The organism is Bacillus sp. AFS059628 (genome assembly GCF_002571225.1).
In the GTDB taxonomy this organism is placed as follows: Bacteria; Bacillota; Bacilli; order Bacillales; family Bacillaceae_G; genus Bacillus_A.
The window spans coordinates 79,729-100,648 of the sequence record NZ_NVEC01000003.1 but is presented as its reverse complement, the minus strand read 5'-3'; the positions used below and the strand labels follow the sequence as shown (position 1 = coordinate 100,648).

Sequence of the window (20,920 nt, the reverse complement as noted above, 5' to 3'; positions counted from 1 at the left end):
AATCGATCCTCCTCTTATTATGCAAAACACTCGTTTTGCAGGTATTAGCACCGTTTCAAACATTTCGTTTGAAGGTTGCCGGGTTTCACAGGGCCTTTCCCTCCACCGCTCTCAATAAGAGTTTGTCTTTATTATTTTATTTATGTAGCTAAAAGGAAATGCGTTCCCCTTTTAACAATGTTTGTTAATTTTTTAATAAATTTAGCACGCACAAATGCAAAAGTCAATGACACTTGCGGAAAAATAAAAATTATTTAAAATAAAGTTGCAATTCAATTATCTTTTGTTGTAAAGTTAAAAACATAATAAAATTTCATACAAACATTCTTATCTAGAGAGGTAGAGGGACTGGCCCTATGACGCCTCAGCAACCATTAACATTTGTTAATAAGGTGCTAATTCCAGCAAATTGTGAAAGATTTGACAGATGAGAAGAAGACTCTATTCAAACCGAAAGCCTTCTTCTTAGAAGGCTTTTTTTATTTTACATTCACTTAATTGTTAATTTAAAAAGGAGGAATTTTCACATGTCAACTATTGAAACAAAACTAGCACAAATCGGAAACCGAAGCGAAACTACAACAGGGACTGTTAATCCACCTGTTTATTTTTCAACTGCTTATCGTCACGAAGGAATTGGTAAATCGACTGGCTTTGACTATTCACGAACTGGCAATCCAACTCGCGGCCTGTTAGAGCAGGCAATTGCAGACTTAGAACACGGTGAACAAGGATATGCCTGTAGTTCAGGGATGGCAGCTGTTCTCCTCGTCCTGTCCCTATTCCGTTCTGGAGATGAACTTATTGTATCCGAAGATTTATACGGGGGCACTTATCGATTATTTTCTGAGCACGAAAAAAAGTGGAACGTTCGATGTAGATACGTAAATACACAGTCTATTAAACAAATTGAGCAAGCTATCACAACTGAAACGAAAGCTATTTTCATAGAAACTCCAACTAATCCATTAATGCAAGTTACTGATATTGCTGCTGTCGCAACTGTAGCGAAAAGACACAGACTACTTCTTATCGTAGACAACACATTCTACACGCCTTATATACAGCAGCCATTAACAGAAGGCGCGGACATTGTAATTCATAGCGCAACAAAATATTTAGGAGGACATAACGATGTACTAAGCGGACTTGTCGTTGCAAAAGGAAAGGAACTTTGTGAGGAAATCGCTCATTATCATAATGCATCAGGCGCGGTATTAAGCCCATTTGATTCATGGCTATTAATTCGTGGTATGAAAACGTTAGCGCTTCGCATGAGACAACATGAAGAAAATGCAAAAGCAGTTGTCGCTTATTTAAATGATGAAGACGGTGTGACAGATGTATTTTACCCTGGAAGAGGCGGTATGATCTCATTTCGTCTAAAAGATGAAACGTGGATTAATCCATTCCTACAATCTTTATCCTTAATTACATTTGCTGAAAGTCTCGGTGGTGTTGAAAGTTTAATGACATATCCGGCAACACAAACACACGCTGATATTCCTGAAGAAATTAGAACAGCAAACGGTGTATGTAATCGTCTTCTTCGATTTTCTGTTGGTATTGAAAATAGTAACGATTTAATTCAAGACTTACAACAAGCCATTAAACTTGTAAAAGAAGGTGTAAGAATATGAGTTATTCTATAGATACACTTTTACTACACAACCAATATAAACATGACTCACAAACAGGAGCTGTTAACGTTCCCATTTATAATACATCAACATTCCACCAATTTGATGTAGATACGTTCGGGAAATATGACTATAGCCGCTCTGGTAATCCAACTCGCGAAGCGCTTGAAGATATTATCGCTTTATTAGAAGGCGGAACAAAAGGGCTTGCATTCGCATCAGGAATTGCAGCGATTTCTACTGCATTCCTCCTCCTTTCACAAGGTGATCACGTACTCATTTCAGAAGACGTATACGGAGGGACTTATCGAATGATAACTGAAGTTCTCTCTCGTTACGGTGTGTCACATACATTTGTTGATATGACCAATTTAGAAGAAATAAAACAAAACATTAAGCCAAATACAAAGCTTTTTTATGTGGAAACACCCTCTAACCCACTTTTAAAAGTGACAGATATTCGTGCTGTTTCTAAACTTGCAAAATCTATTGACGCCCTTACTTTTGTTGATAATACATTTTTGACACCACTATTCCAGAAGCCACTTGACCTTGGCGCCGATGTCGTTCTTCATAGTGCCACAAAATTTATTGCCGGACATAGTGATGTTACTGCAGGATTAGCGGTTGTAAAAGATCCCAAACTCGCTCAAAAACTTGGGTTTTTACAAAATGCATTCGGCGCTATTTTAGGTCCGCAAGATTGTTCTCTCGTACTTCGCGGTCTAAAAACATTGCATGTACGTCTTGAGCACTCAGCTGCTAACGCCAATAAAATTGCACACTATTTACAAGAGCACAATAAAGTTCAAAACGTCTATTATCCTGGCTTACAAACACATCTGGGATTTAATATTCAACAATCTCAAGCTACATCAGCCGGAGCTGTCCTATCTTTCACTTTACAATCAGAAGACGCACTCCGCCAATTTTTATCAAGAGTTAAATTACCTGTCTTTGCGGTTAGTTTAGGAGCTGTCGAATCAATCCTTTCCTACCCAGCTAAAATGTCACATGCAGCACTATCGCAAGAAGCTCGTGATGAAAGAGGGATTTCGAATTCATTACTTCGGTTATCCGTCGGCCTTGAAAATGTTGACGATTTAATATCCGATTTTGAAAATGCCCTTTCTTATGTAGAAGAACCTGTAAATGCATAGAGAGAAAAGAAGATATGAAATGAAGCTTTCATATCTTTTTTTATGTTGTTTCGTATAGTTCATAAAAAAACAAAAGAGCACCATCTATTTTCAAGTAATAAATTAATTGATATATTAAAAAATAAAAAGGGGCAAAAATAATGGATACTTGTGCAGATGTCTTAATCGTTATCGACTTACAAAATGGAGTATGTTATAGCGAAGAACATTTATTTGACTTACAAAACTTACTTACAAAAGTAAATACAAGAATTTCTTCATACAGAGAATCAAATAAACCAATTCTTTTCGTTCAACATTGTGATGATGATTTAGTACCTGAAAAAGAACTTTGGGCTATTCATGGTGATTTAGATGTTCAAGAACGAGATTTTTTTGTAAGAAAAACACATGCCAATTCATTTTATAAGACAAACTTAAAAGAGGTTTTAGATCAATTATCTGTCCATCGTATTGAATTTTGTGGTGCCCAAACAGAGTATTGTATGGATGCTACGATTAAATTCGCTCATGGACTAGGATACGAAAACTTCATGGTCCAGAAAGCAACCTCTACGCTAAATAATCCATTTATGTCCGCAAAAGAGACAATTAACTTTTATGAGAATATATGGAACAACAGATTTTTAAAATTGATAAATGATGAAATCTAGAATACATAACTAATGTCTTGGTAATTCTAAGATTTATCAGCTATATTCGAACATTTCATTTTCACCATAAAGAAGCTGATTACATTCAGCTTCTTTTCTTTTAACCTGTTTTATATTCTATATATAACATTACAATTCCTTTGTCATATTATTTTAAAAATTTTGTATATTCATTTGAAAGAATAAGAAAATCGTGATAAAATTGTGTTACAAATATATCTATATCTTTCAATTTTTAAAACGCATCGAAATTTTCACCCAAAAATGTCATTTTACAAAACCGTGCTAATTCATCTACTTTATTTACATCAGGGTCTCTTTTCTTACAATTTCTTTACTTTAGGACTTTTTTTCTGCAACAACTGTTTCCTTTTCTTTAATTTTTTGGTATGTATAATATGGTATAACAGCTCACACGGAGGTGGAAAAGAACATGTTAGAAACCTTTCAAAAAGAAATTGAACTATATGAAAGCAATGCAGAATTATTGAAAGTACTTGCTCATCCTGTTCGCTTATGTATTGTAAAAGGATTAATTGAACGTGGTCCAAGCAACGTTTCTACAATGTACACTGGCTTAAACATGCCACAATCTACAATTTCACAGCATTTAGCAAAGTTAAAAAGCGCTAAAATTGTTTCAAGTGAAAGAAAAGGATTGGAAATTTATTACAAAGTAGAAAACGAGACAATTATTCAACTCGTTCGCGTATTATTAGGTTAGGGATTCATAAACAGAGAAAAAGGACGTATTTTATATTTTTCATCTCATATCTTTAATATAAATATATATCATGAGAGGAAATATATGATGCTACATAATTAAAAAGTCGTATTAAAAAACAAGACACAGAAATATGCTGTGTCTTGTTTTTTTATATTTTCAAATACCGATCTAAGTGTAGCTGTTGCATATGTTTCGTATGTATAGCAACTTCAAATGTACTCCCTAATCCTCCGCCCAAAATCATTGAACGCACTGCGCGATTTTGTTTTTGAGTTTCAGAAAAAGGATCCCGGTCTTGATGATTCGTAAGTTGCCCTAATATTCCTGCTGCTAACAAAAACTCAGATTGCTTCTTATGCCATACTGTATGCATACCTTGCAGGCTAAACATCTCTTTCAGTTCGTCCCAATGAATATGAGTAGTAAGGTCCATTTCACCTGGATACGCTAAAGGATTACGAATTAACTTATGCTCGTAATAGCCTCGTAAACTTCCTTCTTGATGTGCAGGATGCATCCATTCTTCTTTTGTATATCCATAATCAACTGTAATACATACACCTCGTTGAAACCATTTCGCAATTCCTTTTATATATTCTTCCATTGCAATCGGCACTTCAAAACGTTGGCCTTCAGCAAGATGAATATTATATTTCAATAAGTATCGACCAATTCGTTTATGTAACGGCCTACATACTTCCGCAAGCTTCCCTTCCTCTGTGTACGTAACACGTACTTCATACAATATTCCATTTCTCTTCTCAATTACTTCAACAGGAAATGCATCAAATAACTCATTCGAAAAAAGAATTCCTTCGAACGATTCCCCCATTTCATTATGCGATGTATAATATGACACATTAGAAAATGAACAAAGATTTTTCTGCTGTAATTTTCTATGAAAAGGGCTCATTTCAATCATTGAATAGTTTAAATCAATAAAGGTTTTCGGTGATAATTGCTTCCATTCTTGTAAAACATCATAGGCAAACTTCCCAGTTCCCCCACCAATCTCACAAATATGTGGAGCAACTTCACCATTTTCAACAAGACGAATAAAAAACTTAGCAAAAGTTTTTGCAAACACAGAGGATACATTACTACTTGTAAAAAAATCCCCTTGTCTTCCGATTTTTTCACGTTCTTTCATATAATATCCATGTTCCTCTGCATATAATGCGAGGTTCATATATGTACTGTATGAAATTGAATAATCCTTTTCTTTTTTCATCCATTCTTTTAAAATGAGCTCCATCTCCATACTAGCTCCTTACTGTAAAAATGGATTATTTTCTTTTTCAAAACCAATGCTTGTTTCTGGACCATGTCCACATAACACCGCTGTTTCATCAGGTAATACAAATAATTTCTCTTCAATACTTCCAATCAATTCTGCAAAACTTCCACCAGGTAAATCTGTTCTTCCAATACTCATTTGGAACAATACATCTCCAGAAAATACAGCATTCGCCTCTTTACAGTAATAAGAAATACTGCCTGGAGAATGTCCTGGTGTCTCAAAAATTTCAAAGTTAAATGAACCAATTGCTAATGCACCTTCTGCATCAATAATATGATCTGCTGGTTTTGCTGTAATGCTGCGATTCATCATAAAAATTTGAGAACCGTTTACAGTTGCATCGCCTAACCACTCTGCTTCTTCTTTATGTACGTACACAGGAATATGAAAAGCGTCTCTTACCGCATCAACAGCACCAATATGATCAAAGTGAGCATGTGTTAATAAAACAGCCAGTGGCTTTAATTTTTCTTCTTGTAAATATGTAACGAGCTTCTCTCCTTCGTGACCAGGATCAAAGATAATACACTCATTTTGCTCATTCGTTAAAATGTAAGCATTTGTTTGTAATGGGCCTAACGGCATTTGTATCCATTTCATATGAAAATCTCCTCCAATTATTAAACTTACTTTCAATGATACAACATTTTTTTCTCTTAGGAAAAGAAAGGATGCTATCTCGACAATCATTTTTAAAACATGTACAATATAAAAGAGTAAATATTCCAAAAACTCATATTAAGAAATGGGTAGACAGAGGAGGATATTGTATGGGCCTTGTTATTATTTTTACGCTTGTCACTCTGTTAGCTGTATTTGCTACGCTTAGAACAATTCGCGAAAAGAATTTTCTCGCGGGCGGCTTTGCAATTGCAACTGTACTCGTTTTCGGATGGTTTACAATCATGACTGTTCTATATAACGGGTACCCACCAGCAGCTTAATTCATTTACATGCTATTCTTCATCAAGATTTCGCACAAAAAGAGGAAGGGTTTCCCCTTCCTCTTTTCATACTTCACAACTTATATCATCTTCGCTTCGTATTTGTGCTTTTTTACAAGCCAAGCTCCTCCGATAACACCTGCATCATTACCAAGTGTTGCAATCGCTAACTTCGTGCTCTTTACAGCACGTGAGAAAGCATATTGCTCAAAATAGCGTTGAATTGGTTCTAATAGTGCATCTCCAGCTTTAGAAACGCCTCCGCCAATAACGATTTTCTCTGGGTTCAACGTGCTAGAAAGGTTCGCTACAGCTAATCCTAAATAAGAAGCTACCTTTTCTACTACTTCGCCTGCTAGTTCATCACCTTGTCCATGTGCTTCAAATACGTCTTTTGATGTGATACGTCCTTCTTCTGCTAACATAGAACGTAGAATACTTTCTTTATCAGTTTCTTGTATTTTTTGCATAGCAACACGCACAATACCTGTTGCAGATGCTACAGTTTCTAGGCAACCAGACTTCCCGCAATTACATGGGAAAGCATTCTCTGTAACGACTGTAATGTGTCCGATTTCACCAGCAGCACCGCTTACGCCGTGTACAATCTCTCCATTGGCAATTACACCGCCACCAACACCAGTGCCAAGCGTCATACAAATTAAATCTTTTGCTCCTTCACCAGCACCTTTCCACATTTCACCAAGCGCTGCTAAGTTCGCATCATTATCAATAACAACAGGTAATCCTGTTTCTACTTCTAATAAATCTTTTAACGGATAGTTTTTCCATCCTAAGTTAACCGCTTCATAAATCATTCCAGACGCCACGTGTACAGGACCAGGAGCTCCCATACCAATACCGATTAACTTACTTTTTAATTCGCCTAACTCTTCTAACTTTTTATCAATAGCTTTTGCTACATCAAGTGTAATATGCTTTCCCTGCTCATTTGTATTCGTAGGGATTTCCCACTTATGTAAAATTTCACCGTACACATTAATAAATGCTAATTTAATAGTTGTACCACCAAGGTCAACACCAACTAACCATTTCTCTTCCATGTTGCTTACCTACCTTTATCTAATTCTTATTTAGCTCTTTTTGAATTTCTTGCTTCAATAAAAATAAAGCTGTTTGATAGTCTTGTGGATCGATTAGCTGTGATTGATTTAATTCACGCAATTCATCTTGCATTAATTGTAAATCTGCAATTCGATCACCCGTATAAATAATCGTACCAAATTTCTTTAGTAACTGCTGAATATCATAAATAGATACCATTTCATCACCCTCTATGCTCACTTACTATAAAAAATTATAATAAGAAAACGTTCACATATTTTATTATAATCAAGAAGAAAAAGTCTCGTCAATTTTTATTTGTCTATACAAGCCCATTTTTAACCATTGTTCCTTTTTCTGTAATAATTTTTTCTATATTTTTATCAAACGGCTCTACTGGAATATGGTCTACCATTTGAAAACTATAGGCTAATGATAGCGTTTTCCCTTTGTAATGTACGAGATAACGATCATAATAGCCACCGCCATATCCAATCCGTTCTCCTCGCTCTGTATAAGCTACGCCTGGCACGATTTGAAGATTAATTTCATCTGCATTCACTTCTTCCGTAAGCGCTGGAATTGGTTCACGTAAGTTCATATACACTGTTTCTAATTGATCAAAATTACTTATTTTCCTAAAGGACATTGTTCGTGTTTCTTTATTACACTTCGGAACAACAACTTTCTTTCCTTCTTCCCAAGCTTTTTCGATAATAGGATATGTATTTACTTCATTTTCCATTGAAAGGGTGATTCCAATTGTTTTAGCTTCAGCCCACTCTTTTTGTGCATACAACGAAAATGCAATTTGTTCTGATAAAGTTGTATACCGTTCTTCCGATAAAGAATTCATGTGCTCTATTATTTGTTTACGTAAACGTACTTTCTCTTCTCTCACACATTTTCCCCCTCACAGTGATACTTTGCTCTACGATGATAGTGTATCATTTTTAACAGAGGAATCGAATAAAAAAAGAAACAGTAGGAAAATATTCCTACTGCTTACTTTGTTTCACGGTGTAACGTAGACTTCTTGTCACGCTTGCAATACTTTTTAAGCTCGATACGCTCAGCGTTGTTACGTTTGTTTTTCTTTGAGATATAGTTACGATCTCCGCATTCTGTACATGCTAGAGTAATATTCACACGCATTCTTATTTCCCTCCAGTACTAATAACTTAAATCAGACTATACTATAATACCACTTTTAAAATAAAAATTCTACACCTTTTGATATTGTCTAATTTTTTCTATAAGATTTTTCATGTTTTCCCTTGCTATTACTGGGTTTCTAGCATGTGAATACACTAAAAATTTAGGTTGTTTTGTGTCAGAAACGATATAAGACCACTCTTTTTCGGTATATTTGAACTGTACTCCTTCAAATATGCCTTCTTCCTTTCTTTCCATATCAGCCAGTAATTTCCTCATTACTTTCCCTTTTTCATTCCACGAACATACAACTTCATCACAAAGTAAATAAAGCGGCGGCGATTGCTCTACTATGCTGAGAAAGGTTTTTCCCTGCAATGCTATTAACTCGAATAATTTTCCAATTCGATACAAAATATCTCGCTTCCATCTCGCTTGAAACGACTTTTTTTCATCCTGCGTATAAAATAGAAGATAACATTCTCCTAATTTCAAAGACATTGGGTAAATATTACCTGTCGATTCAAGTAATAAATCTGGAATATCAATCTCTTCAAAATCTGTCCCTTGGTAAATATTACTATGGTTATCATATAACTCGAAGTAATTTCCTTGCTCTGAAAACATAAGCGCCATATTTGCTTTACTTGATTTCATCAAAGCTTTCACATGATCCTTTTGTTCGCCCGCATAAATCCACGTAACTGTGCATCCGAGCCTTTGCAAAAAGAGCATAAGCAAATGTTGTAACATATCATTTCTCTTATTAATAAGAAGATGGAACTTCTGTTTTTGTATTTTCTCAATATCAATGCGCTCTAATACAGCCTCTATATAATCATGTAAAGAAACGTGTACTAGCTTATTCCGCCCCATTTCCTTCTCACATACGTAATAAAACGACTCAGACATATACACTTGTTCTATCGCTTTTTGCTGCTTATACGTTAATTGTACCCCATCCTTGCCATACAACTTTATAACAACCTCTTTTTCCTTTTCCACTTGGATGAAAACCCCGCCCGCACATCGCAAATCTTGAATACTGTACTGAAAAAGTGATTCGTTCATTTCTTTGCATTCCATCGTATGAATTCCGATACCATGAATTGCATGAAGAAAAAGATTTTTATAAGAGGTCGTTTCTATATGTTCTTGACTTCCAATTAATATACTTTCCCCTTTGGCAAAAAGAGATCCGTACGCCATCGCAACCTTTACAATAAATTGAGGCGTAATCTCCACATTACCTCTTCCTACAATGCGGCTTTTTTGCAACCAGCCTGCACTCTTTTCACTTTCTTGAACACCAGCCGATCCGACTACCGAATGACTGTCAATCGCCTTATATGGCCATAGCTTTCCCTTTTGCTTAATTACCGTACTTTTCCCTATATGACAATGGTCCGCTACAATACTTTTTTGAAACAATGTAACGTCGTCTTCCACCATTGTATGTTCTCCTATTGTCGTTTCTAATAACTCGCAATATTTCCCAATCTGCGCATTTGCAAAAATAATACTCTTTTGAAGATGAGAATAACTTGAAACAACACTATTTTTCCCGATAATAGAGTACGGCTCAATTACAGATCCAGCACCAATTTTTGCTCCTTCACCAATAAAAGAAGGGCCGTGAATTTTCGTTCCTTTTCCAATCGTTACCCCTTCTCCCATCCATACCATCGGTAATACTTCCGTATACGGAATAGGTACTTGCAATTTTTTCGTTAACAAATCAAATTGTGCTTGTCGATATTGATCAAATGTACCGATATCTAACCAATAGCCTTCTGACAAATACGCAAATAATGCATTCTTATTTGCTAATAAGGGAAACACATCTTGACTGAAATCAAAAAATTCTCGGGGCGGTATGTATGAAAAAATTTCTGGCTCCATAATATATATACCTGTATTCACAATATTAGAGACCACTTCATTCCAACTCGGTTTTTCAATATATCGTGTAACCTCTTGTTCTTTGTTCATTACAACTAAACCAAATGAGAGTGGATTTTCTACTTCCTTTACAAACATAGTTACCATTCTTTTCTTTTGTTCATGAAACGTAATTCCTTCTGATAATTGAAAATCAGTTAAAGCATCCCCACTTATGACAACAAACGTTTCATCTAAAAATTTTTCCGCTTGTTTAATACTTCCTGCAGTACCAAGCGGAGGAGAGTCTTCAAAGTAATACAAGTTAACGTCCCATTTGCTACCGTCACCAAAATATTGTTTAATGGCCGTACTCATATACTGAACAGTAATTGCAATCTCACGAATACCATGCTGACGTAATAATTCAATATTGTATTCCAAAACTGGCTTTTCTAATAATGGCAACATCGGCTTTGGAGTATTACATGTTAATGGTCTAAGGCGTCGTCCTTTTCCTCCAGCTAAAATAACCCCCTTCATATACTTCAGCCTCCACTTATATAATGTTCAGTAACTTCATATACGATATGTATATTATCTAACCCGCAGTAACTAGCAGTATAAAATGAAACTTTAACTTAGTAGGGATTTTTTTCATCTCCCGCTGATGGCTGACAAATGGTAAAACTCCCTATATACATGCACCTTTTAAAGGTATAAAGTAAGCGCTTACTATTAACTTAGTAAAATATTACTTAATAAGTGAACAACATATATGCCCTATTTTTTCCATTATATTATGATACATCTTATCATCATAAACTAAAGGAAACAACGAGCTTTTTTTGTCATGTTTTGACTAAAAAAAGCAGGTGATGTTTCACCTGCTTTTTTTCTTTATTCATTTAATAAGTAATGCTTTCCTTTTACTAAATAAAAAACATTTTCAGCAATATTTGTAATATGGTCTGCTACACGCTCAATATATCTTGCTACAAACGATAATTGTGTAATTTGTGTAATTGCTTCTGGTTGTTCTGGGACTGAAGATATAAATTCACGAATCGCTTTCCCATATATTTCATCAACTGAATCATCCATTTCAGCAATTTGTTTCGCAAAAGTTAAATTTTCTTGCTCATATGCATCTAACGCTAACTGTAACATCTTATTTGCAATCGCAAACATTTCATCAAGATTGTGCAAACTAACAGACGCTTCTTTTTCCCCAAGACGAATTGTTGATTTCGCAATATTAACAGCATGATCTGCAATACGTTCTAAATCTGTCGCTGTCTTAATTGAAATGAAAATCCTTCTTAAATCACTTGCTACAGGTTGCTGCTTCGTAATAAGCATAAGCGCAAGATCATTTATTTCCTCTTCTAAATTATCCATACGATAATCACCATCTATTACCTCTAACGCTTTCTCTACATCCCTTTTATGAAGACCTTCCATAGCAAGCAATAAAGCTTCTCTCGCTAGTTCACCAAGCTCAATCACCTTTTGCTGTAACGTTTTTAAATCACATTGAAATTGTTCTCTTACCATTGTTTCTTCCCCCTCAATATTCCATGCCATTATATATAAATCTCTTATGTAAGGCCTCTTATCTCTGTAATCCGTCTTAAATAGGAGAAATATTCCTTCTCAGTAAAACAAGAAATACCCTCTGTTAAGAGGGTATTTTCTCTTAGCCTTGCTAGCGACATCAACCGAATCGGCCTGTAATATAATCTTCTGTACGCTTATCTGAAGGTGTCGTAAATAATTTATTTGTATCTGTATATTCCACAACTTCTCCACTTAAGAAGAAAGCTGTTTTGTCTGAAATACGCGCTGCTTGTTGCATATTATGCGTTACGATAACAATACTAAAGTCTTTCTTTAACTCTTGAATTAATTCTTCTACTTTTAATGTTGAAATTGGATCTAGTGCCGATGTTGGCTCATCCATTAAAATGACGTCTGGTTCAATCGCTAAACAACGCGCGATACATAGACGCTGTTGCTGCCCACCGGATAAACCGTATGCATTATCGTGCAAACGATCTTTTAACTCATCCCAAATTGCTGCTCCACGTAAACTTTTTTCAACAATTTCATCCAACGTTTTCTTGTCCTTAATACCATGAATTTTCGGACCGTATGCTACATTTTCATAAATAGATTTTGGAAATGGATTTGGCTTTTGGAACACCATTCCTACATGTGTTCGCAATTCTTCAACTGGATATGATTTATCAAATATATTGCGCTCTCTATATTCAATTACACCTGTAGTTCTCACGATTGGTACTAACTCTACCATACGATTTAATGTTTTTAAGTACGTTGATTTACCACAACCACTTGGCCCGATAATTGCTGTAACTTCATTCTCATGAATGCTTAAGTTAATATCTTTTAAAGCGTGATCTTCACCGTACCATAAATTTAAGTTTTTCGTATCAAATACTACTTTCTTTGGCGCAGTCTCAATTTTCTCCTCGTTTTTCACCTGTACATTTACTACTGTTGCTACCATTTGAATTCCCCTTTCATCCATTTCCAACTTATTTTCGATTTCGTAACCATAGGACAAATATATTAATAAAGAGCAACAAACCTAACAAAACAATCATTCCAGCAGCTGCCACATACTGAAATTCTTCTTGCGGTCTACTCATCCAATTAAAAATTTGAATTGGTAAAACTGTAAATCTATCAAACATGCTAAATGGAACATAATTTGCAAATGCAAGTGCTCCAATAACTAATAACGGTGCCGCTTCTCCAATCGCTCTTGATATCGCTAACGTGCAACCCGTTATAATTCCCGGGAAAGCATATGGCAAGACAATCTGATACATCGTTTGCCACTTCGTAGCACCTAACCCGTAAGAAGCTTCTAATAACGAACTTGGTACAGATCGTATCGCTTCTTGACTTGCCACAACAACTGTAGGTAAGACGAGTAAACTCATCGTCAGTGCCGCCGCAATGATACTCTCCCCTAAATGAAGAGCATATACAAAAATAGTTAAGCCGAGTAATCCAAATACGACGGAAGGTACTCCTGCTAACGTTTGATTATTAATTTCTATCATCTTTTTAAATATAGATTCCTTCGCATATTGCTCTAAATAAAGAGCAGTTCCAACTCCAAATATAAAGGAAACTGGTATAACAATACTCATAAATAATATTGTTCCTGACAATGCTGCAGCAATTCCAGCTTCTTTCGGATTCCGCGAAGCAAAGCTTGTAAAGAAATCTAATGAAAGATAACTTATACCTTTTTCAAAAATTTGAAAAAGCAAAACAAGCAGTATTACTATTGAAAACAAGATGGCTATATAAAATAACATTTTGTAAACTCGATCTTTTAAAAACCGCGATGCCATATTTTCTTGTATTTTTTTATGATTCAACATTCGCATATTATGTCACCCTCCTAAAGCGGCGCATAATAAACTGCGAAATGATATTCATTATAAAAGTAAACAAGAATAACGTTGCGCCTACGGCGTACATGCTGTAATACGTAATTGTTCCATGCGGAGCATCACCTAAACTCACTTGCACAATATAAGCTGTTAGCGTTTGAATAGAGTGTGTCGGATCAAGCGATACGTTCGGCGTGGATCCCGCTGCAATTACAACAATCATCGTTTCACCAATTGCCCTAGAAGCCGCTAGTATAATCGCTGCCATAATCCCTGTAAAAGCCGAAGGAAACACGACTTGTTTTACCATTTCAAACCGAGTTGCTCCAAGTGCTAACGAAGCTTCTTTCGTCCCTTTCGCTACAGCTCTCATTGCATCTTCAGACAAAGATGCAATTATAGGTATCATCATAAAGCCAATAACAATACCTGGACTAATCGCATTAAAAAACTGTAAATCTGGTATAATCCGCTGTAAAAGCGGTGTGACAACTGTTAATGCAAAAAAACCATATACAATCGTCGGGATACCTGCTAATAGTTCTAACATCGGTTTTAATACTTTTCTTGTACCGTTTGAAGCATATTCGCTTAAAAATACGGCACACGCTAAACCGATAGGAATTGCTACAAACATAGCAATTGTTGTTACAAGGAACGTTCCACATATAAGTGGTAATATACCGAATTTAGGATCTTCAAAAAAAGGTAACCATTCTTTCTCTGTCAAAAAGGAGAGCAATGGTATTTTTCGGAAAAACATCATTGTTTCATTTGCCAATGTGAAAATAATTCCAAGTGTCGTCACAATAGACACGCTAGCAATTATTTTTAGTAAAAATGGAACGATTCGATTGATTCGCTGCGTTTTTTTTCTTTGTTTTGTATTTCTTTCAATCAAATGTTGTACAGAAAATGTAATTTGACTTTTGTCATTATGAGCCAAAGATGAAAACCCCTTTCCACCCTGACATTACCTTTTTATTTCTGTTAACATCCGCAGCTGTTCATTGTATTTTTCTTTTGGTAATTTTACATACCCAACTTCTTCAGCAAGATTACCAACATGTTGAATCATAAACTCAACATAATTTGCTACAGTCATTTTATTTCGGATAGATGCATTATTTACATAAGCAAATAGCGACCTAGATAATGGCTTATATTTACCTGATTGAATCGTATCTTTCGTTGGAAGTACATCATTCACTTTTATTGCTCTCACCTTATCTTGATTGGCCATATAATAAGCATATCCTACAAAAGCAATAGCATTTTTATCATTCATTACCCCTTGCATAATAACTTGATCATCTTCAGACAAAGAGACTTTTTTTACAATGCGATTATTTTGTAAGATGACGTTTTGAAAATAATCATACGTGCCAGAGTCTACACCTGGCGCATAAAACTTCACCTGTTTACGTGGCCATGAAGAATGAATTTGTGACCATCGCTTTTCGTTTCCATCTTCACTCCATAATAGACGTAACTCGTCTACTGTCATATTGTCTACCCAAGTATTTTGGCGATTCACAACGATCGTAAGACCATCGTAAGCAACTTCAAACGGTGTAAACTGAATGGAGTTTTTCTTCATTTCATTTTCTTCCACTTGTTTCATTACTCTCGAAGCATTATTTATATCCACTTCTCCTTTACTGAAACGATTAAATCCTCCTCCTGTTCCAGAAACACTGATGGAAATTTTCACGTTTGGATGCACCTTTGTATATTCCTCCGCTACCGCTTCTATAATAGGAAAAACCGTTGAGGATCCATCAACTCTCACTTCTCCCATTTCATTCACAGCAAATGCAGTAGACGTGCCAACATAAAGGAAACATGTCGACAGTATGAAAACTTTAATTGATGCACTTATCCATTTCACGTGTTCTTCCTCCTAGAAGTAACCGGAAATAACAGGATTACAGATATAAGAATACTGCTAAACTATTAATTCGGTTTTAATTGTTTGTAAAAGTTTTGTAAAGTTCCACAAGAATCAACATTAGGTAAAATTCTAATCCGTAACCACCATTCATCTTCACTAATAATTGGTCCATAAAATCGTTATCTCCCATAGAGAAATGCATACGTATCACTTACGAGGCCCCTTAATTTCCCGATATAATATGCTTGTCCACTTTATTAAAACGTATGCATGAACCATAAAAAAAAGCACACTATCTTTTCAGATAGTGTGCTTTTTTTACAACTTTTTTATTCATCATCTTGCTCTTTATTTTTCTTTTTATTATCTATTTCTTCTTTTGTAGCTTCACCATTTTCTATTTTTTTCAAATCAAAGTACGCGTCCATAATGTCACGGCTAATATATCCGTTAATACCTGATTTATCATCTACCCAAGGTACAACAACAGAAAATGCTACTTCAGGGTCTTCAAGTGGCGCATAACCTACTAATGTTAAGTTATATGTTTCTTTACGCTCACCGTTTGCTTTTCTACCAATCTCTTTATCTCCGCCATACACAGTTTGAGCTGTACCTGTCTTACCAGCAGCTTTATATTGTGCGCCTGTAAAGTATTTCGCAGCTGTACCACCAGACTCATTAAATACTTGTCTAAACCCTTCCTGAACACGTTTAATTTGTGATTCAGGCATATCGATACGGTTTAGTACTTTCGGTTCCATTGAATGAACAACTTTTCCAGTTTCTTCTGGTTTCACTGACGGTTGACGAATTTCCTTTACAACTTGCGGCTGCATACGGTAACCACCATTTGCAATTGTTGAAACATACTGTGCTAATTGAAGTGGTGTATACGTGTCATACTGTCCAATTGATAAATCTAATAGGAAACCTGGCTGATTCCCTCTACCTGTTTGACCCGCAGATTCATTTGGTAAATCAATACCTGTTTTTACGCCAAGTCCAAACTGTCCGAAATAATAACGCATCGTATCAAATGCTTTTTGTGGTATATCTAACGTACCACCTCTTACGTATTGAACACCTGCGAGATTCATCGCTGTTTTAAACATATATACGTTAGAAGACATTTTTAATGCTGTTAAATCATTAATATATCCCATCGTCTTCCACGAAGATTTTTGTGGCGTTCCCTTTAATCTGATTGGTTCATCAAGTTGCACTGAACCCGGTTGAATTGCACCTGTTTGATATCCTGTAAGTACTGTCGCACCTTTTACAGTTGATCCCATCGGATAAGAGCTTGTCATCGTTCCTAATGCGAAATCTTGCACTTTCGTTTCGCCATTTTCTTCCACTAACTGTTTCCCTGCCATAGATAAAACTTCACCATTTTTTGGATTCATCATTACAACGAATGCACGATCTAAAAGAGGTTGTCCCCCTTTATATCTCAATAAATTTTTCGTGATAATTTCTTCTACACGCTTTTGTAATTCCATATCAATTGTTAAATTTAGATCGTTACCACTTTGCCCTTTTGATACATTAATCGTTTCTAAAATATTACCGTTTTTATCTGTAATATTTCTCACTTCCGCTTTATTACCGTGCAAACTATCTTCATATTGCTGCTCAAGATAACTTTTCCCTACGCGGTCATTTCGATTATAATCACGAACAAGATAGTAATCTAGTCTTTCTCTCGGTAAACCTTCATCAGACGTTGACACCCCGCCAAGTACACTTCGGAACAAATCATCATAAACGTATTTTCGATCCCAATCAACATTCGTATCTACACCCGGTAATGTTGCTAGATTTTCACTAATAATCGCATATTCCTGTTCTGTAGCATCCTTCTTAATGACTTGTGGTGTCATTGCATATCCGCCGTCCATTTTGCTTTTAATCGCTAGTACTTCTAAATCTTTTGCGGATAATTGACTCACTTCTTCTTCTGTCACGCGATTTCGTTGACGCTCATCTAATTCTTTATCGTCAATTTTTTTATCTTTAAAATCTTGACGATCTTTATTCGTAATTTTTTCTTTCGCTTCCTCTTTATGAATAGCAAGCCAATAATCTTTTTTATCGCGATCTGTTAATTTATCTGTCGGTACTTCAATCAAATCTGCTAGCCTTTTCGCTGTTTCTAAGCGAGCCTCTGCAGTTGATCCTTTCATTTTTGTAAATGTAATCGTACGTACAGCTGCATTATCTACTACAGGTCGCCCAAAACGGTCAAATATTTTCCCACGTGGTACAGGATTACTTATCGTCGAGTTTTCTTTCCTCTCCACTTCATTCTTATATTCCTCACCGCGAACAATTTGTACATAACCAAGCCTTACAATAACCGCGGAGAACATTAAAAACACGCAGAAAAACAGCACGTTTAACCGAAAAGGAACGTGAGTCTTTTTCTTTTGTTGTTTCTGCTTCTTGCCCATACAAACCCCCTCTACCAACAGCTATGTAATGTGAAAGGGACACCTTCATACAGGTGTCCTCACTGCTGTCTTACATCTTTTTCTATTCTAGCATAAAACAACCGAGAAGTTAACCTTCTGGTTCTGTTTGATTCTGCGTGGTCCCTTGCGTTACAATGGTTGTATTACTCGCATTTCCCTCATTATATTTGACATTTTTAACTGCAAAATAAATAAGAAAATGTCCTGCACCTAAAATACATAATAAGTAAGGCAAACTTTTTTCAGGCGGGAAGAATAGTACAGCACATAAAAAACTTAAAATCGAGCAAATTCTTCCTGCATTTAACCATAATTCCCGAACAACTACATACTCAACTCGCCACTCTCTCGCATTTTTCGCTCTACCAATTACATCATATGTCATGGATCCGTACGGAACGAGTAAAATGGGGTATGCAATCGCGATACACGCTGCATAAATAAGTAATTTTGTGTATGTAACGTTGAATATGACTAAAAATACGACAGCATATAAAATAATGCCTCCAAGCAAAATTGCTTTTTTCCGCCATTCCTTCTTTAACATACGAGTGACTAAGTAGTAACATACAAATGATACTGCAGAATTTACTAAGCTATATTTACCTAATGCAAGCTCGCTATCAGTTGCTAAATACACGTACACTGAAATAACAAAAATAAACGTTCCCTCTCGCAACCCTTGGAAAAAATGAGCACGTGTAATTCTTCCCCAATTTTTATCAATTTGCCGCTCTTTCAATACTTGTACAATTTCATATCGTCCTTCACATTCTCTCTTAGATACAAAAAAGCTTAAAATGACAGCAATTGCAAATAACAGTAACGAAAGAAAGAATATGACCGTATAACCACTCCACTTTTCCATACGTGAAATTGTGTATCCAGCTGCTATCGGTCCAATCATGCCAGAGAAGGATGTAAGAAGCCCAAGAAATCCGTTAAAGAAATCTCTTGTTTCTGGTTCTGTAATCTCAAATGTTAATAAGTTAAACGCGAGCCAGTAAAAACCATATCCGACTCCTAAAAGAGCCCCCATCAATAAAATATAGTGAGAAGCGCTTTTCCCCGCTACTAAAACAACGATAAAAAAAATCGCGAGCGTGCCTACACCTATTCGTAACAAGATTGAGCGATCAATACGCTTCGCTAATTTCCCACCTACAAGAAATGTGAGGGGCTGCAATACAACGCTGGCCAAATTATACAAGCCAAGATTCACATAATTTTGTGTTTGTTTCCATAAATAAATGTTAACAAACGTATTCGATAAAGAAATTGCGAGCGTGTATAAACCTCCGATAAGGAGTAATAACACTAAATCCCGATTCACTTCAACGTCACCAATTACATGTTTCCACTTCATACACAACTCTCCTTTACTTCATGTTCTAGTCTTCCAAAGACAAGCCCAATTATGTAAAAGGAAAGTACAGAAAAAAGCTAGGAGCATTCTCCTAGCTTTTTCTATCGTTATTACAATTATTTTGCTTCTTGGTAACGTTTTTCAGCAGCGTTCCAATCTACAACGTTCCAGAATGCACCGATGTAGTCTGGACGTCGGTTTTGGTAATTTAAGTAGTAAGCATGCTCCCAAACATCTAAACCGATAACTGGAGTTTTACCTTCAGTTAGAGGAGAATCTTGGTTTGGTGTGCTTGTTACTTCTAACTCACCATTATTTACTACTAACCAAGCCCAACCAGAACCGAAACGAGTTGCGCCAGCTTTTGCGAATTCTTCTTTGAATGCATCGAAGCTACCGAATTTCGCTTCAATTGCAGTTGCAAGTTCGCCTACTGGTTGTCCGCCGCCGTTTGGAGATAAGATTGTCCAGAAGAATGTATGGTTAGCATGTCCGCCACCATTGTTACGTACTGCTGTACGGATTGCTTCTGGTACTTCGTTTAAGTTTGCAACTAATTCTTCTACGCTTTTGTCAGCTAATTCTGCATGACCTTCTAAAGCAGCGTTTAAGTTTGTGATGTACGTGTTATGATGTTTTGTATGATGGATGTTCATTGTTTCTTTGTCAAAGTGAGGCTCTAAAGCATCATACGCATAAGATAAATTTGGTAATTCGTGTTTTGCCATTGTTATATTCCTCCCAGTTTATGTATTGCCACTTAAGTGACATACAACTTCATTCTACCCTAATTGCCATAGGGTGCAAACAAATAAATCACATTGTCTTGCTATCATTAAAGTAGCAAAATTCCCACTTCTTTTCAATTAAAATGCTCATATATTCCGTAAAAAAAGCTCCCTTCTACAAGGAAGCTTCCTGCTGACATAATAAACATGTGAAATGGATATGGACCCTGTAGGACTCGAACCTACGACCGGACGGTTATGAGCCGTCTGCTCTAACCAGCTGAGCTAAGGGTCCACAATTATGTATGTAACAATACATCAAATAAAGGAATTCCTATCGGATATATTCTTTAAGAAATGTAAGATAAATTTACCATATAAAAAAGAAAAGTGTCAATTGTATTTTTCTCGTTTAAAAGAAGAAAATTAATAAAAAGAAATTTAGTTATCTCCACTATATGTAAATATAATATATCTTGAGATTCCTTAGATTCCT

At 35.8% G+C, this 20,920-nt stretch carries 21 protein-coding genes, 1 tRNA gene and 2 riboswitches; of the genes, 5 read left to right on the top strand and 17 right to left on the bottom strand.

All coding sequences use genetic code 11. From position 1 onward, the window contains the following. Positions 1 to 11: 11 nt before the first annotated feature. Positions 12 to 121: riboswitch (SAM riboswitch) on the bottom strand. A gap of 203 nt (positions 122 to 324) precedes the next feature. Beyond that, a riboswitch (SAM riboswitch) is annotated at positions 325 to 434 on the top strand. A 93-nt stretch (positions 435 to 527) separates the two neighbouring features. The 4 genes from metI (at position 528) to COL05_RS01275 (ending at position 4,177) form a co-directional block, all read left to right on the top strand. After that, positions 528 to 1,640: a cystathionine gamma-synthase/O-acetylhomoserine thiolyase gene (gene metI / locus COL05_RS01290; protein ID WP_098667296.1), complete on the top strand. Its 1,113-nt coding sequence runs from the start codon at positions 528 to 530 to the stop codon at positions 1,638 to 1,640. Continuing rightward, positions 1,637 to 2,800 carry a cystathionine beta-lyase gene (gene metC, locus COL05_RS01285; RefSeq protein WP_098667295.1) on the top strand — a complete coding sequence of 388 codons (1,164 nt, stop codon included), beginning with the start codon at positions 1,637 to 1,639 and terminating at the stop codon, positions 2,798 to 2,800. The genes metI and metC overlap by 4 nt, the downstream gene beginning before the upstream one ends. A gap of 140 nt (positions 2,801 to 2,940) precedes the next feature. Then, on the top strand, positions 2,941 to 3,453 hold the full coding sequence (locus tag COL05_RS01280; protein WP_098667294.1) for a cysteine hydrolase family protein: 513 nt from the start codon (positions 2,941 to 2,943) through the stop codon (positions 3,451 to 3,453). A 433-nt stretch (positions 3,454 to 3,886) separates the two neighbouring features. Further along, entirely contained in the window at positions 3,887 to 4,177 is a 291-nt protein-coding gene (locus COL05_RS01275; RefSeq protein WP_000894375.1) for an ArsR/SmtB family transcription factor, read from the top strand. Positions 4,178 to 4,328: 151 nt separating this feature from the next. Here COL05_RS01275 and COL05_RS01270 read toward each other — a convergent pair whose 3' ends face one another. After that, a complete protein-coding gene (locus COL05_RS01270; protein WP_098667293.1) occupies positions 4,329 to 5,441 on the bottom strand; it encodes a class I SAM-dependent methyltransferase in 1,113 nt (370 codons plus the stop codon). A gap of 9 nt (positions 5,442 to 5,450) precedes the next feature. Further along, complete coding sequence (locus tag COL05_RS01265) at positions 5,451 to 6,080, bottom strand: MBL fold metallo-hydrolase (RefSeq protein ID WP_098667292.1); 630 nt, start codon at positions 6,078 to 6,080, stop codon at positions 5,451 to 5,453. Positions 6,081 to 6,250: 170 nt separating this feature from the next. On the opposite strand from COL05_RS01265, the gene COL05_RS01260 reads away from it, so the two are divergent. After that, positions 6,251 to 6,424, top strand: coding sequence for a DUF2759 domain-containing protein (locus tag COL05_RS01260; protein ID WP_098667291.1), 174 nt, complete (start codon positions 6,251 to 6,253; stop codon positions 6,422 to 6,424). An 80-nt stretch (positions 6,425 to 6,504) separates the two neighbouring features. Here the strand turns inward: COL05_RS01260 and glcK are convergent, their stop codons facing one another. The 15 genes from glcK to COL05_RS01190 all read right to left on the bottom strand — a co-directional run bounded on the left by glcK (position 6,505) and on the right by COL05_RS01190 (position 20,719). After that, entirely contained in the window at positions 6,505 to 7,488 is a 984-nt protein-coding gene (gene glcK, locus COL05_RS01255; RefSeq protein WP_000391706.1) for a glucokinase, read from the bottom strand. A 19-nt stretch (positions 7,489 to 7,507) separates the two neighbouring features. Beyond that, the gene (locus tag COL05_RS01250; protein ID WP_000253699.1) at positions 7,508 to 7,708 is read right to left on the bottom strand and encodes a YqgQ family protein; all 201 of its coding nucleotides are present in this window, start codon (positions 7,706 to 7,708) and stop codon (positions 7,508 to 7,510) included. 103 nt (positions 7,709 to 7,811) lie between these two features. Continuing rightward, complete coding sequence (locus tag COL05_RS01245) at positions 7,812 to 8,390, bottom strand: 5-formyltetrahydrofolate cyclo-ligase (protein ID WP_098667290.1); 579 nt, start codon at positions 8,388 to 8,390, stop codon at positions 7,812 to 7,814. A gap of 104 nt (positions 8,391 to 8,494) precedes the next feature. Continuing rightward, positions 8,495 to 8,644 (bottom strand): 50S ribosomal protein L33, encoded by a 150-nt coding sequence (rpmG, locus tag COL05_RS01240; RefSeq protein WP_001265616.1) that lies wholly within the window; start codon positions 8,642 to 8,644, stop codon positions 8,495 to 8,497. 69 nt (positions 8,645 to 8,713) lie between these two features. Beyond that, complete coding sequence (locus COL05_RS01235) at positions 8,714 to 11,068, bottom strand: sugar phosphate nucleotidyltransferase (protein ID WP_098667289.1); 2,355 nt, start codon at positions 11,066 to 11,068, stop codon at positions 8,714 to 8,716. A 357-nt stretch (positions 11,069 to 11,425) separates the two neighbouring features. Further along, positions 11,426 to 12,082, bottom strand: coding sequence for a phosphate signaling complex protein PhoU (phoU, locus tag COL05_RS01230; RefSeq protein ID WP_098667526.1), 657 nt, complete (start codon positions 12,080 to 12,082; stop codon positions 11,426 to 11,428). A 160-nt stretch (positions 12,083 to 12,242) separates the two neighbouring features. Further along, positions 12,243 to 13,058: a phosphate ABC transporter ATP-binding protein gene (gene pstB, locus COL05_RS01225; RefSeq protein WP_098667288.1), complete on the bottom strand. Its 816-nt coding sequence runs from the start codon at positions 13,056 to 13,058 to the stop codon at positions 12,243 to 12,245. 28 nt (positions 13,059 to 13,086) lie between these two features. Next, on the bottom strand, positions 13,087 to 13,953 hold the full coding sequence (gene pstA, locus COL05_RS01220) for a phosphate ABC transporter permease PstA (protein WP_098298818.1): 867 nt from the start codon (positions 13,951 to 13,953) through the stop codon (positions 13,087 to 13,089). Between the two features lies 1 nt (position 13,954). Further along, entirely contained in the window at positions 13,955 to 14,905 is a 951-nt protein-coding gene (pstC, locus tag COL05_RS01215; RefSeq protein WP_098667287.1) for a phosphate ABC transporter permease subunit PstC, read from the bottom strand. A 27-nt stretch (positions 14,906 to 14,932) separates the two neighbouring features. Then, positions 14,933 to 15,850, bottom strand: coding sequence for a phosphate ABC transporter substrate-binding protein PhoX (phoX, locus tag COL05_RS01210; RefSeq protein ID WP_098667286.1), 918 nt, complete (start codon positions 15,848 to 15,850; stop codon positions 14,933 to 14,935). 76 nt (positions 15,851 to 15,926) lie between these two features. Then, complete coding sequence (locus COL05_RS31150) at positions 15,927 to 16,064, bottom strand: hypothetical protein (protein ID WP_180233417.1); 138 nt, start codon at positions 16,062 to 16,064, stop codon at positions 15,927 to 15,929. A 118-nt stretch (positions 16,065 to 16,182) separates the two neighbouring features. After that, the gene (locus COL05_RS01205) at positions 16,183 to 18,309 is read right to left on the bottom strand and encodes a peptidoglycan D,D-transpeptidase FtsI family protein (protein WP_098667285.1); all 2,127 of its coding nucleotides are present in this window, start codon (positions 18,307 to 18,309) and stop codon (positions 16,183 to 16,185) included. 109 nt (positions 18,310 to 18,418) lie between these two features. Beyond that, the gene (locus COL05_RS01200; protein ID WP_098667284.1) at positions 18,419 to 19,696 is read right to left on the bottom strand and encodes an MFS transporter; all 1,278 of its coding nucleotides are present in this window, start codon (positions 19,694 to 19,696) and stop codon (positions 18,419 to 18,421) included. Between the two features lie 116 nt (positions 19,697 to 19,812). After that, the gene (sodA, locus tag COL05_RS01195; protein ID WP_098667283.1) at positions 19,813 to 20,424 is read right to left on the bottom strand and encodes a superoxide dismutase [Mn]; all 612 of its coding nucleotides are present in this window, start codon (positions 20,422 to 20,424) and stop codon (positions 19,813 to 19,815) included. A 221-nt stretch (positions 20,425 to 20,645) separates the two neighbouring features. Next, positions 20,646 to 20,719 (bottom strand) — tRNA-Ile (locus tag COL05_RS01190). Positions 20,720 to 20,920 lie beyond the last annotated feature (201 nt).

Coding starts and splice junctions, on each gene's coding strand:
- metI (WP_098667296.1), top strand. CDS start 528: ATGTCAACTATTGAAACAAAACTAGCACAAATCGGAAACCGAAGCGAA.
- metC (WP_098667295.1), top strand. CDS start 1,637: ATGAGTTATTCTATAGATACACTTTTACTACACAACCAATATAAACAT.
- COL05_RS01280 (WP_098667294.1), top strand. CDS start 2,941: ATGGATACTTGTGCAGATGTCTTAATCGTTATCGACTTACAAAATGGA.
- COL05_RS01275 (WP_000894375.1), top strand. CDS start 3,887: ATGTTAGAAACCTTTCAAAAAGAAATTGAACTATATGAAAGCAATGCA.
- COL05_RS01270 (WP_098667293.1), bottom strand. CDS start 5,441: ATGGAGATGGAGCTCATTTTAAAAGAATGGATGAAAAAAGAAAAGGAT.
- COL05_RS01265 (WP_098667292.1), bottom strand. CDS start 6,080: ATGAAATGGATACAAATGCCGTTAGGCCCATTACAAACAAATGCTTAC.
- COL05_RS01260 (WP_098667291.1), top strand. CDS start 6,251: ATGGGCCTTGTTATTATTTTTACGCTTGTCACTCTGTTAGCTGTATTT.
- glcK (WP_000391706.1), bottom strand. CDS start 7,488: ATGGAAGAGAAATGGTTAGTTGGTGTTGACCTTGGTGGTACAACTATT.
- COL05_RS01250 (WP_000253699.1), bottom strand. CDS start 7,708: ATGGTATCTATTTATGATATTCAGCAGTTACTAAAGAAATTTGGTACG.
- rpmG (WP_001265616.1), bottom strand. CDS start 8,644: ATGCGTGTGAATATTACTCTAGCATGTACAGAATGCGGAGATCGTAAC.
- COL05_RS01235 (WP_098667289.1), bottom strand. CDS start 11,068: ATGAAGGGGGTTATTTTAGCTGGAGGAAAAGGACGACGCCTTAGACCA.
- phoU (WP_098667526.1), bottom strand. CDS start 12,082: ATGGTAAGAGAACAATTTCAATGTGATTTAAAAACGTTACAGCAAAAG.
- pstB (WP_098667288.1), bottom strand. CDS start 13,058: ATGGTAGCAACAGTAGTAAATGTACAGGTGAAAAACGAGGAGAAAATT.
- pstA (WP_098298818.1), bottom strand. CDS start 13,953: ATGCGAATGTTGAATCATAAAAAAATACAAGAAAATATGGCATCGCGG.
- COL05_RS01205 (WP_098667285.1), bottom strand. CDS start 18,309: ATGGGCAAGAAGCAGAAACAACAAAAGAAAAAGACTCACGTTCCTTTT.
- COL05_RS01200 (WP_098667284.1), bottom strand. CDS start 19,696: ATGAAGTGGAAACATGTAATTGGTGACGTTGAAGTGAATCGGGATTTA.
- sodA (WP_098667283.1), bottom strand. CDS start 20,424: ATGGCAAAACACGAATTACCAAATTTATCTTATGCGTATGATGCTTTA.